Below are 13,371 nucleotides of genomic sequence, written 5' to 3' on the forward strand. Positions count from 1 at the left end.
TCCCGTTTCCCGTTTTACAGCGGCTCGAAATGCTTTAGTGCTACTGATCTTTTGCCGATATCGGCGTAGGGCAGGGCAGCGTTGTCGGCGTGGGTCAGATACCGGTGCTCGGGCAGTTTCAAGTGCGCTTTCTCGAATTCAGCGAATGCCGGTGCGGGTTTGCTGTAGTGGAAGTGGGCGTACCACAGCACCTTGGGCGGCGTGGCCGTCAGGTCCCACACTTGGTACTCCTGCAGGTAATCGATCCGTCCGTCAGGGCGTTTGCCAAGATTTTTCATCGGCGCCGTTTTGCGAATCTGCACTGCGTTTTGGCTGATCAGGTCGTCGAGCATGCTATCGGTAGGTTTTTGCGTACGTATCGACTGGCGGGTACGCATTTGACGACCGGTAGCCGTGAGTTCCGTGGCCTTGTCGCGCAGTTGCTCAATGATGGAATTGTGCGGGGCAAGTTCTTCGATAGTGAGGGCGCGACGGTTCAGCTCGCTGGCCTCGCTGACCATCATGTGCTCCAGATCGACTCCAAGCATGTCCTGAGCCGCATACGCTTGAACCCTGGCCTTGTAGGTTTCCTGGGACTGCAGACGGTTATTGGCATCTTCGACCAAGGCCTGAAGGTTTCTTTGTGGCGCTCCAGACGTCTGTGTCTGCGGATTCAGCAGGCGAGACTTGCCGTTGACGCCCAGTTCCCAGATTTCCTCGTATCCGCCCCGCCCCGTCAGCGTGTATCGGTGCGTCTGGGTGGTCGACTCCCAATGCTCCACCCCGATCAGCAAATGATCATCTTCGGTGGTGAAGACTTTTTTCCTGCGTTGCCCGCCGGGGGAAGGGGGGACCGGCTGATCGATGGCCCTGCGCGCTCGTTCGGCCATTTTCTCGATACCCTTCAGCAGTGGCGCCACGGCGTCCAGATGGAAGTGTTGCGGATAGCTGGCGGTCCAGGCGTTCATGTTGCGACGAAATTCTCTGTAGAGATCGAGGCACTCCAGCAAGATCTGGTTGCGCTGGGTTCTGGTGGCGGTGACTTCCGGCAGGCTGTATTGGGTGAACAAGGCGCGATCGACTTTGGCCCGCAGATTCTCCGCCTGTCCTTGCAGATAAAACCAGGAGATCTCCCGGGTGGTGTCATAGCGCTTGACGATTTCCAGCAGGTGGCCGGTTCTCAAGTAGAGCAGGTTGGTCTCGCTGAGCCGCTTGTTCAACATCATGACTTCGCCGGTCAGTTGTGCCTTGTGACTGCTGACCGTTATGCGTTCGTACCACAGGTTGAGATTGCGCATGGCGGCATCGATTTGATCCAGCTCGTGCATGAAGTCCACACGCACCTTTCTGATGTCTTGCAGAATACGGAAGCGTTCGCTGAGCGCGGAGTTAGGCAGTGCGTCCAGGCGCCCGATGAGATCGTCGATCCTGCCGACCAACGGATCGGCTCGATGATTGGCAAAGAACACCCGTTGCTTGTACCGGTCAGCGATCAACGAAGCGTCATGGCTCTGCATGTCCCGCAGCACGCGCTTTTTGTTGCCGTGAGTGAGGGGCGAAAGTTCAACCAGCGTCTGGTAGTGCCTGCTGGCCAGTTCGATGTCGCCGATACACGCGGCTTCTGTCGCCGGCATCAGCGTCGGGCGATGAGTTTCGGTACTGATGTTGTACTGCTCGATCAAGGCATTGGTCCGCAGGACTTGGGCGTCGAGTGTCGGAGCAAATTCATCGACGGCTTCGGTCAATTGGTGATGGCGGCGAAAGGCATGATCGGCCCACCAGCGTGGCAGGCGTGCGCGAATGGCCGCCGGCCAGAGCGGGTCTAGCCCGTCCGCCAGATGCCCGAGCACCCCACCGCCTCCCAGTCCGCCACCCTCAAAGGTCACTCCGTAGACACCGAAGTAAGTGTCCCAACGGCCCGCCTCATCAAGGCCGATGGGTTGTTTATAGGTTTTTTGGGGCGTGCCGGTCAGTCGCCAGTTACGTGAATCCGTGCTGCGTTCAACCTGAAAGATGCGCCCCTGGCGAACGATAAAGTCGCCGTCTGCGTGCCGGTAAATGTTGCGGTACATCCCGTGGGTGGCCGGTTGCAAGCCGGCAAGAGAGATCGGCTTTTGGTAGTCGTAACCGGCGAAGCGATTGAAGCCATGCCGCGCTTGGCGCCTTGATCTTCCTTGCAACGCTCCTGCGCTTTTGCCCAATGCCTGGATTTGACGAAGCCGCGTGAGTGAACGGGCGCCCTTGGCTGACCGGGATCCTGCGGACGCGCCAGGAAGAACGTCCATGGCGGCATCGATCAGCGACAGCAACACCGATTCAATCTCCGTCAGGCCGTCGCCTGCCTCACCGCGCAACAGGGCCGCGACGGCGTGGTTGGCGCTGTGCCAGGCATCGTAGAGTGCGATGCCCGCGCCGACAAAGGGCACCATGCTCAAGGCCATTTTCATGTAGTTGAACGCCCTCGGACCGCTGAGCGCGTAGCGTTCCAGGTACAAGGCATCGTTGGAACGGGAGGTTGCGCGATGCGCTTCGATCAGTCGCCCCATGTGCGCGTTGAGCAAATGGGACGACAGTGATGTGGTTTTCGGCCAGGGCAGCCCGATCCCGATCATCGCGTTGAAATGCTTGAGCACAGCCTGGTTGATGCGGCTTTCATGAGCGCTCACCGTGCCTTGCAAGGCGCGTCCTGCCAGATAACTGACCATCTCACTGCGCAGGCACGCATTGAACAAGGCCTGGCGAGCCGCCTCAAGATTGTCGTAGCGACGCAGGCACTGGCCGTCAGGACTGTCCGGCAGATACAGCAGGGTAATCCCGCTGACTTGCTCTTGAATGAACGTCACCCCCAACAACGTGGTGGGGCCCTCGTTTGGTGTGTCCTTGCCACCGGCACTCAGGTACGCCGGCAGGAGCACAATGCGCTTGCCTTCAACGTTCCAGGCCTGCGGGGTGTCGGCATCAATGGCGATGTTCAATATCTGCCATTCGTGTTGATTGATCCGCTTTTGCAGGCGTGCGCAGGCCCCCTGCAATTGCAGCATCAGGCGCCAGGGCTCGATCAGGCATTCACGCCGGTGCTCTTTTACGAAAGCGGTCTCGCTGGTCGAGCCCATGAAGGCATCGCGAATCAGGTTTTCGTAGGCTTGGGGCAAGTCCAGCTCGGGCAGCATCTTGCGCAGCCAGGGCTGGGTGATACCCCTTGCCAACGCCTGGCGTTCGGTTTCATCCGTCACCGTGATTTCGAGTCGCATAAATCCCAATCGCAGTGACAGGGGGTCCAGCCGCATCGAGGGCGTATTGTCGACGTTGAGCTGGACAAGTTCTTCGAGTGACATTTTGCTGCGGCTTGCACTGGGCACTGCGACGAGTTTCTGCGGGGTTCCCGGGGCTGCGCCATCCGACAGTTGTTTTTTCAGCAGGACCGAGTCAGGCAGGTCAATTTGTACGTCAAAGTGCCCCTTGAGCGAGAAGTCTTTGCGCAGACGGGCTTGCACATGCTGGCGGGTGAAATCGTCACGGGAGGGGAGGGCGATCTCCAGCTGTTCATGACTACGGCGCATTGCCAGGATGTAGCCCTCGAACAAACCCTTGAGCTCAACGCGTTCGGCTCCCGATAACCTGGCCATCCAGGTGGGCAGCAAAGAGAAAAGGGTCGCGCTACGGCTTTGTTCCAACAGGTGAGAGAAGGCCTGGCTCCTGGCGGCCGCCACCGGGACTTGCAAGGCGGCCAGCGTTTTTTTGCGCAGCTTTTCCAGTTCATCTGCACGCTGTTGAGCCTGGGCTGCATCAGGAAATTGTTGGCGTATGTGCGCTGCTTGTTCTTCGAAATGACTCGTTTTTTTGTTGAGGCTGTAGTGCAGCGGGTCGGTCTCGATTGTGTTCATTTTCAAGCCCAGAACCGTGTCCCCGTCCTGAATCTTGAACACCTGGCGCTCCAGTTCTGTGCAATTGGCGAACCGTTGCAAACCGCCGCCGGCGCCGGGCCAGTACAGCAACAGACTGCGCGGCGATGCGGCATCGAGCGGCGCTCGGGTAATGACCAAAGGGCCGATGAGTTCTTCGGTTTTGACGCCGGTGTTTGCCTCTGTCATCGACAGCGTCAAGCTGGCGGCGGTAATGGCTGAGTCACGATCGGCCGCGAGCGGCGAGTCCAGCACCGCTTCAAGCAGGCTGAATTCGTCGCTGTTGAGCTGTTTGAGCGCCAGTTGAAGCTGGGCCTCGGCACGCAGGCCATCCTTGTGCGCCTGATAGAGCGCACTGAACTCGCGGTTGATGGTCACGAAGTCGAAGGTGCGCGCCCTGTAAAGCAGGGTGGACGCGGCCGTATCAGCGACTTGCTCTGCCGTCTCCAGCGTCTTCAAGGCCTCTTTGAATGTTTGTTGCCGGTCGCTTTCGAGTTGATCGCCCAGCAGCGTCTCGAGTGCATCGCGCTGGCGGTTCAGCGAAGCCTGGCGCTGGGGCCAGGGGATATCGGCAAACAGGCTGTCGAACAGCGGCTGTTCATCCTCCCCGGCAGGGTTGTCTGGCGGCAGGGTTTCATGGTCTGGAGGTAAGGCGAAAACGACGGCGTCCGCGTACTGCGGGTGTAACAGCCGCTCAGTGATGCCGACCGTCAGAGGCTGATCTTTCGCGCCGTATTCAAAACGCACGTCATCATCAGGCAGGCCCTGCGGGACGAGAGATTGTTCAGACAACCAGTCTTCCATGTCACTGCGCTGGTTGAAGACCTGAATGGGAACCGCCCGGCTCGGCAAATACAGCCACTGCGCGACGGGTTGGCGTTCGCCCACGCTGATGACCCAGGCAGCCGGGAGTTTCAGGGTGCCGCTGTCGCTCAGTATCAGGGTCAACTGCTCGATGTGGATGGGTTGATCATTCAGGCGCAGACCGGAATCGGGAGGGGAAGGGATCAGCACTAGCGTCTGCAACTGCTCTGCCGTCAGGGTTCTGCGCGCGAACGCCACTTGGGCACAGGCCTCGAAATGGCTGCAGTACAACTGACCCGCCCGCTCGCGTCGCGACACTGGCGTACCGGGTGCCCGGGCGTCCCAATAGGCCATCCAGCGGTGGATGAGCGATGGGTCCTGACGGTGGTTTCTCAGGGGGGCGGCGGCAAACAACGCTTGCAAGCCCTGGCTGCTGTCGCGCCAGCGCGCCGTAGCGCTGAGTAACAGGCTTTCATCGGGGTTGTGCTTCAGGGGCGGATGGGCCGCCATCGTGATTGGCGGAGAGACGGGCAGGGGACTGAACGCACTTTCTTTCATGACAACGTGGCTCTGTGCAGGGAGCGGCGTATCCGCTCTTGAAGAGCGCCATTAAAGAAAATCTGTCCGGGTCCATGGCACTACATAGTTATCGCATTGCCAAGCGAGTACGACCAAAGCCGCTGAAGCCTCCCTGTTCAGCGGGGTTGCAGTGGCTTTGGTGGCTAGGCCGTGTCGATCAATCGGTTAATTCGAAAGCTGCCTGACGGTCAGTGCGTGAATGTAAAAATCATTGCCGATGTCTCCAGGCTCGTGATTGGTGATGTGGAAGTTGGCGGTAGCCGCGCAGGCAGTAAAACTGCCTGCCACCGTAATCCAGCCGGTATGTTTGAAAATATTGACGACGGGGGTATTGAGCATGTTGTCGACATGCAGACTTATTTTCGGGTCGACGTCGTAACCGTTCACGGCGGTGTTGTATAGCTGGCAGGAAAACTGGTATTGCGCGCCACTCACCAACGCAAAGTTGCGGGTGAACAACACGCCTGAGTTATTTATTTTTCCAGGTGTCCAGATGTGAAAGAGATAGTTGGGGGCTGTGCCCAGCAATCGGCCGGTTTGCGCTCCAGCGCCCAATGCCCAACCATTGAAATTGCCGTTTAAAAAATCGGTCACGGAATTCAGGTCTGCCTGCACCGTGACTTGCCAGGGCGTCGACGCCTGCTGTCCATCCACCGTTTTTGCGATCAGGCCATGGCTGCCCGTTCCGACAGAAACTTGCGTCCTCCAGATGCCATTATCGTCTGCGACAGCTGACCCCAAGGGGGCCGCACCGTTGAACAGGCTCACCGCGCTTCCGGGTGTTGCGGTACCGACCAATTCAGGAGTGGGGTCATCGCATGTCCCACCCTCTCTGACCTGCCCGGTAAGTGGGCCTTGATTGTCGATCAACTGGGTAATCATCGGCACTGCCAGCATTTCCGATTTGATCGTCAGTTCCCGCAGGGGGAAGAACGTATCAACGCCTCCCTTGTCGCTGAAGTTGGCAATCGACAGGCCGAATACTTGAGTACCGTCCTTGAACAGTTTCAGTGGCTCCCGGCTGATGACACCGCTTAATCCGGTGTTCACATGGTTGGCGTTAATCACCCCGTCGAACAACAGGAGGACGTATTCGCTACCGTCGGATTGTTGGCCACTCAACGCCACGCGCATCCGTGTCCCTATGGCCATGAAGATCCATGGAGTCAGTGTCCAGTGTGCGTCCCCCGTGAAATGGTTGAGGTTCAGCGTCTTGTGATCCGGCGCCTCCTTGATGGTCATGCGCGGGTAGTTGATATCCTCGTTGGAAATAGCGGTGACCTCATACTTCGTGGGCGCGGAGCTTTGGTCATGTATGCCTTCCTGCGTCACGACATACCAAAAGGACATGAATGTGCCCATGTTGGCGGGGACGGCGGTCAGCGGCAGGGTGAACAGCAATGAACCACTGGCGCTGCCTTGAAGTGTCGCCAGTGCAGGGCTGCCAAACCCCTCACGTCCTTTGACGAAAAGGCTGACACGGTGTGTGGGGTTCATTCCGGTATAGGTGACTTTGACCGTGGCGTTTTGCTGGGTGTTTTGCGGGTTGATGATATTGCCAGGCGATGCCTGCAACAGTTCAGGCGCCGGCAGTACCAAGGCTTTGGCCCCGATTCGCAGCACCCGTTCGGGGGCTGTCAGCGGGAGTTCGCGGTGACGGGCGATGTACCAGTCCACACCGATAATTCGATTGAGCAGTGGATTGATCAGCTCCTGCGCCAGCCGAAACTCAATGTCTTTGCTGACATTGCTGGCGGTAATGGGTAACGAATCCTCAAAAACGAGGGCATCTTGCGGATCGAGCGGATTGCCCTGCTTCCAGACCTCCAGGTGCACCGTATCGCCAATGCGCGTGTGGGCCTTGGCCGGGCAAATGGCAGGTGTGCCGAAGGGAATATCTTTGGGGTCAAGTACGCCGTTTTCATCCTTGCCGATATCGATGACTTCCAGGATATCCGTCACCTGACCGATGCGCAGGCGCCGGACATAAGACTCCAATGGTGCCGCATGCGTGATGCCGGTCACCGTATACGACAGCTCCACCGAACCGTTCGGGTAAGTATCGAAGTGGGCTGTTTCCCAATCGAACGGCACCACGATACCTACACCGGGAATGTCCATTGAACGGGTGACAAATCGCTCGAAGGTTTGCAGCCGAGTGGTGCCGCCAGCGCTGGTGCTCAGGCAGTTCAGTGTCACCTTGTCACCGACTTCCAGGCCCTCGATTCCGGGGCCGGCATAGACAACAGTGTCTACCAGTCCTGGAGGGAAGACCGCCCCATGGGCTTGCGGAGCCGTAGGGGCCGGCGCGCGGTACTTTTCGCCAATAAGCCGTGGAGAGTAGGGGTATGACGGTGTCCGTACCGGTGAACCCGCAACCATTCGGATTCGCTGGTAGCTCAGCTTGATGGTGGTCGGGGCCAGTTTCTTCACGAGTTCGATAGGGACCCTGAATGTCACGACCCCGGCCTTGTAATCCTGCGGGCCAAAGACTTCGCTGATCCCGGTCGAGGCGTCATAAAGCGTCAATTCGACTTTGTCGCCCGCGACGACGTCTGCACGCCTTACCAGTACGTCAACGTCCATGGCTGCGCCGTCGAGATCATCAATGGCGAGAACATCGTCAACGGCGAGCGGCACTGAAGGCGCTTCAAGGTACGTCGTGTCCGGTTGCAGCGCACCCACGCCGATGTTGGACGTCAAACTGCTGTTGTGTACCTGGTCATGAAGGGTGTAACTCACCAGCAGCGGGTCGGCCGGGCCGATCGACTTGAGGATCGTCGAGGAGACGAACACCACGATGTCCTGACCGACGTGTTCGGCAGTGATGACGAATTCGACGATCTGGGTATCGATCATCAGTTTGATCCGGTCGCCCGAAGTCATGACTGGCCAGGCAGGGATGATGAAGTCAACACCGGCGCCGGCCATCTCTTTATCAATCACCTGCGGGAAGCGTGGGGCTTCAAGAGGCACGCGCTCACTGGATTGACCGGTTGGATCGAGGCTGTCCGGGAAGGTCGGCTTGAACCATACGGTGATGGGGTCCGAGCGTTCCGGGCCATTCCCGCTGGTACGCTCGACGGTGTACCACAGGTGATGGATACCCGGTTTTTCGACAGTGATCCTTGCGATGACGCTGGCGATGTTCTGGTGACCGTGATCGACAGGGACAATGACAGTCTTGATCAGTTGGCCGGTGTCTGCCGGATCCGGCTCCTCACCGGGCAGCAATCGCTTGCCTAAATACAGGCGCAGCGTGTCAAACGCGTCCATTAACGTGTAGGAGGGGAAAAGCACCCACCACCCCAGTCCGGGGCCGGCGGTTTCATCGGCGTTGACCCCACGCAAGGCCCGGGGGTAGTCGACCGCATGCCAGCCAGCAATCATGATCGGGAATATTCTGAGTACGCCATCCTCCGTGAACAGGCCATTGGACCTGACCTCGGCAAACACATCGACCTGTTGCTGCGGGCTTTCCTTTTGCAGCGCCACCAGTTGTTGTGGCGAGTAAATGAACAGTGCCGTCATGACGTTCTCCAATCCACACACGCGCGCGAACCGGTTCGGTGGTGTCGCGTCAGAGGCAGATTGCACGCTTAAAGTCGCCGACTGGCTACTGTCAGAAATAACAGGTTCAGACTGTTTTCTGACCAGCGGTAGCGGTCGACGCATCTCGCGACCGTTCAGCACTCTTCATCAAACTGTCACGTAACTGTGGCAGCGCGCTTGAACAAACTTCATCAGACTCGCGCTCTACTGGGGTTCTGCGTTTTGGTGTTTTTCATGGGTACTGGATTTTTTTCAAGAGTTGTCTTTTTGGCCGCGCTGCTGTTCGGCCTGCCGTCTTTCGCGGCGTCTCGTTGTGATGTCAACGTACCCACCGAACACGTTGATCTGGCGCAGGTGAGCCTGGCGTACCAGAGCATCGGCCGTGCGTCGGACCCTGCGTTGTTGCTGGTGATGGGCCTGGGCGGGCAGTTGATTCATTGGCCGGACGAGGTGGTGGTCGCGCTGTGTCAGCAGGGGTTTCGGGTGATTCGTTACGACAATCGTGATGTCGGCCTGTCCACCTGGCGCCAGACCCCGGCCGAGGCCAACCTGACCTTCGAAGCCTTGCGCTACAAACTCGGCTTGCCGGTGTCGGCGCCGTACACCCTGACCGACATGGCCGACGATGCATTGGGTTTGATGGACGCGCTGCACGTTGAACAATTCCACGTTTTGGGCGCGAGCATGGGCGGGATGATTGCCCAGCACATGGCGGCGATGGCGCCGCAGCGTGTGGAAAGCCTGACGCTGATCATGACCAGTTCCGGGGCCGAAGGCTTGCCGGCGCCGAGTGCGGCGCTGGTGCAGTTATTGTCGCGCCGCGGCGCGCCGAATCGGGAAGTGGCGCTGGAACAGCAGGCGGACTTGCTCGCGGCGCTGGGCAGTCCTTCCGTGACGGATGACCGCGAAGCATTGCTGCATCAAGCGGCGCTGTCCTACGACCGGGCGTTCAACCCCGAAGGCGTGAAGCGTCAGATCATGGCGATCCTCGCCGAGCGCAGTCGTGTGGATTTGCTCAACCACTTGCGCGTGCCGACGCTGGTGGTGCACGGCACGGCTGATCCGTTGTTGCCGGTGATGCATGGCGTGCATCTGGCGGCGCACATTCGGGGCAGTCAACTGGTGCTGATTCCGGGGTTGGCGCATCGCTTCCAGGAAGCGTTCAAGGCACCGCTGCTGGCGGCGGTGTTGCCGTACTTGCAGACCCACCGCGAAGACACTTCGCATTGGGCGCAGATCGACCCGGTTCCATCCCCCAATCTCCTGTAACCCCCATCCAAACTGTAGGAGCGAGCCTGCTCGCGATGACGGCGGAACAGTCTGCATCGATGTAGCAGGCAGACCGCTATCGCGAGCAGGCTCACTCCTACCTGTTTTGTATTACGTGGGGACGACGTTATCCAGCATCAGGTTCACCGCCAGTTCGCCCAACATGACGGAGTTCTGAATGCCAAGCACGGTGTTGCGCTGGGTGCCGTCAACCGTTGCGGCGTAGTTGCTCAACAGCACGCTCGCTGACGCCAGGGATTCACTGGCATTGACCAGCAGGGTTTCGTGGTCGGTGTCGGGGGCGACGAAGTAGATCGTGCTGGGTTTGCGCGGGGTGTCTTTGGGGATGACCGGTTTGAGGTAGTAATCGAGGGCGCGGTCGGCGGCTTTGTTGAGTTTTTTGGACTCAGGGGTTTCGTAGGGGGAAACGTCGTCGGTTTCCGGTGGGTTCGACGTTACTTTGAACATATGTAAATTCCTCTAGTAGAGCCGCTACCTTCTCGCTACTAAACGGAATGGGTGGCGGCTGTGCGCAGGTTAGTAGACCGGGAGGAATCAAACCGGCGCGCCCGAGGGCGCCAAGCGCACAGCCACCATCAAGTGCAGGCGGATACCTGACTGAATGACACTTGTGCATCCAATAAAACCTACCCGGGCTACTAAACCCGATCACTGGAAATCAGTGACAGGACCAAGTTACCGACGGCCCTCCAGGCGCACAAGCCGGCGGATTCTGACGTGGTTGTAGGCGACGGCGCAAGGCGCTGTAGCTTTCAGGAAGTAACCCTAAACAGAACTAAACACACGCCCCAAAACACGGCAAAACCTGTGGGATCAGTACAACGGCTGCCACCTCGGCTCAGTCAGGTGTATCGTTCCAGCTTTCCCGCACAATTCAGCCAGCGAGGTGTGTGATGAGTACCCCTTTGAAAATCGATTTCGTCAGCGATGTGTCCTGCCCCTGGTGCGTTGTCGGCCTGTACGGCCTGACCCGGGCGCTGGAGATTCTGCGCGATGAGGTCCAGGCCGAGATCCGCTTCCAGCCGTTCGAGCTGAATCCGAAGATGGGCCCCGAAGGGCAGAACATCACCGAACACATCAGCGAAAAATACGGCTCGACGCCCGAGCAATCGCAGAAGAACCGCGAAATGATCCGCGCCCGTGGCGCCGAGGTCGGGTTTGCGTTTCGCACCGACGGCAATAGCCGCATCTACAACACCTTTGATGCTCATCGCTTGCTGTATTGGGCAGGGCTGGAAGGCTTGCAGTTCAACCTGAAAGAGGCGCTGTTCAAGGCGTATTTCACCGACGGCGGCAACCCGTCCGATCACGGGCAGTTGGCGCAGATTGCTGAAAGCGTCGGCCTCAATCGGCAACGGGCCGAGGCGATTCTGGCGTCGGGTGAATACGCCAAAGAGGTGGTGGCGGAAGAGAAGTTGTGGCTGACCCGTGGCGTGAGTTCAGTGCCGACGGTGGTGTTCAACGGGCAGTACGCCGTCACTGGCGGGCAGCCGGTGGAGACGTTTGTCGGGGCGATCCGGCAGATCATGAGTGAGGCGAAGGGCGGAACGGTCAACTGACGACGGCTGGGCAAAAAATATCAATGTGCCACTACAGTTGTTAGTGGTGCTGCCGACACAGACAGCACCGCTAATAATCATAGGGACTTGATCCATGACTTTTCACGCTCTACGCACCTGGGCTGCGCTGACAGTGCTCGCCTGCCTGACCCTCACTGGCTGTGCTCACGTGCAACCTCCTGTACCGCTGGACCAGCAATTCTGGGATGCCAAGGAACCGACTATCGGCGTGGCGATTACAGTGGTGCCGGAACCGGTGCTGGCGTTGACCGGCAATCAGGGGATTATCGATTACGCCATCAACAAGGGCGTAAACAGCAAACTCAGTGACAACGTCGAAAAATGGCAAGTGAGCGATCTTAAAACCTTGCCGGATGTGATTGTCGCCAAACTGCAGGCCAAGGGTTACAAAGCCAAACGGATCAACGAGCCGGTCGACTTGAAGGCCTATAAGGAAACCAGTTTCCGCGAAGGCTACATGACCCGGGACATGACGCCGGTCAAGAACGCCTACGGCGTCGATCGCCTGCTGCTGGTGAATGTCTACGCCACCGGCGCTACCCGCAGCTACTACAGCGTCGTGCCGACCAGCGTGCCGATGGCGCAGGTGGGCGGGCAGGGCATGGTGATCGATCTGGCCGACAACAAACTGCTGTGGTTCAAACCCTTTGTCGCTACCCAGGCCGCCCAGGGCGAGTGGGACGAGCCGACCTATGCCAACCTGTCCAACGCGTTCTATCAGGCAATGGACAATAGCCGTCAGCAAATGATCACCCCGTTCGCGCAATGATGCGTTTGCCCACGGTGGCCGGTGCCCTGGCCCTGCTGATGCTGGCCGGGTGTGCGCAAAAACCGGCCCCTGAGGCCGGTTTCAAGGATCAAAGTGCCTTGCCTTACGTGCAGGCCCACGGGCTTAAGGTCGACGTGCAGCTGCCGCGAACCTTTGTCGGTGCCAGCACCGTGATTGACTCTAAGGCCGCCCTGCAAGCAGCTTCATCGAGTCAGAATCTGGTGGCCAGTTCAGGCAACAGTGCCGGGGTGGCAGGCTTGTTGTTGGCCAGCCTGATCAACACCCAGATGGGCAGCGGCAGCTTGCAGCGCGACGCGGAAAAAGCCGCGCTCAACGAGGCGCGACCGATGGCCGACTTGCTGGCAGGCGTTCCGTTGCAGGAGCGTCTGCAACAGCGTTATCAACAGGCATCGCAAGTGGCCGGGTTCAAGCAGGGAGAGGGGCAGGTCACCGCGCGGCTGGTGATTGAACCCAAGCTGATGCTGACCCCGGATCGTGGCAGCTTTGTGTTGATCAATCAGGTGCAAGTCCAGGACATTGCCGGTTCGGCGCTGTATCGCATGCGCATCGAAGTCGTCAGCCAGCCGATTCGGCGCTGTGGCAAGGAATGCATCGATGACGGCAGCCTCGATTTGGCGAAGGTCACGGCGGTGCTCGACGAGTGTATCGATGAATCGATGCGCGTTCTGTCCACCGACCTGATGCAACCGACACCGCCCGCGGCAGCCCAGGAAACCTTGCGTTATAGCCTCGATGGCCAGCGTGTGGTCGAGCGGGGCTATCAATTGGCCAACAATGGCAGTTACTGGCGTTATCGCAACCTTTACGGGGCAGTGAAATCGGTGCCGGTGCCGTTTGAGGATGCGTTGACCCAAGCGCAGTTGCAGAAGGTTTACGGGCATTGATGCGACCTTGT

The 13,371-nt window shown here is 58.9% G+C and carries 7 protein-coding genes; 4 read left to right on the forward strand and 3 right to left on the reverse strand.

Features of this window, described 5'->3' with window-relative positions:
• Positions 1–14 precede the first annotated feature (14 nt).
• On the reverse strand, positions 15–5,243 hold the full coding sequence (locus D882_RS0108340; RefSeq protein ID WP_027922807.1) for a dermonecrotic toxin domain-containing protein: 5,229 nt from the start codon (positions 5,241–5,243) through the stop codon (positions 15–17).
• A gap of 186 nt (positions 5,244–5,429) precedes the next feature.
• Complete coding sequence (locus tag D882_RS0108345) at positions 5,430–8,795, reverse strand: hypothetical protein (RefSeq protein ID WP_027922808.1); 3,366 nt, start codon at positions 8,793–8,795, stop codon at positions 5,430–5,432.
• Between the two features lie 255 nt (positions 8,796–9,050).
• On the opposite strand from D882_RS0108345, the gene D882_RS0108350 reads away from it, so the two are divergent.
• Complete coding sequence (locus tag D882_RS0108350; protein ID WP_027922809.1) at positions 9,051–10,085, forward strand: alpha/beta fold hydrolase; 1,035 nt, start codon at positions 9,051–9,053, stop codon at positions 10,083–10,085.
• Between the two features lie 111 nt (positions 10,086–10,196).
• Here D882_RS0108350 and D882_RS0108355 read toward each other — a convergent pair whose 3' ends face one another.
• On the reverse strand, positions 10,197–10,553 hold the full coding sequence (locus tag D882_RS0108355) for a DUF6124 family protein (RefSeq protein ID WP_027922810.1): 357 nt from the start codon (positions 10,551–10,553) through the stop codon (positions 10,197–10,199).
• Between the two features lie 446 nt (positions 10,554–10,999).
• On the opposite strand from D882_RS0108355, the gene D882_RS0108360 reads away from it, so the two are divergent.
• The 3 genes from D882_RS0108360 to D882_RS0108370 all read left to right on the forward strand — a co-directional run bounded on the left by D882_RS0108360 (position 11,000) and on the right by D882_RS0108370 (position 13,360).
• Positions 11,000–11,665, forward strand: coding sequence for a DsbA family oxidoreductase (locus D882_RS0108360; protein WP_027922811.1), 666 nt, complete (start codon positions 11,000–11,002; stop codon positions 11,663–11,665).
• 94 nt (positions 11,666–11,759) lie between these two features.
• Positions 11,760–12,455, forward strand: a complete 696-nt coding sequence (locus D882_RS0108365) for a hypothetical protein (RefSeq protein WP_027922812.1) — start codon at positions 11,760–11,762, stop codon at positions 12,453–12,455.
• Positions 12,452–13,360 (forward strand): hypothetical protein, encoded by a 909-nt coding sequence (locus tag D882_RS0108370; protein WP_027922813.1) that lies wholly within the window; start codon positions 12,452–12,454, stop codon positions 13,358–13,360. Before D882_RS0108365 ends, D882_RS0108370 begins: the two co-directional genes overlap by 4 nt.
• Positions 13,361–13,371: the final 11 nt, after the last annotated feature.

Origin of the sequence: Pseudomonas sp. URMO17WK12:I12 (genome assembly GCF_000514395.1) — a bacterium.
GTDB classification, from domain to species: domain Bacteria; phylum Pseudomonadota; class Gammaproteobacteria; order Pseudomonadales; family Pseudomonadaceae; genus Aquipseudomonas; species Aquipseudomonas mucoides.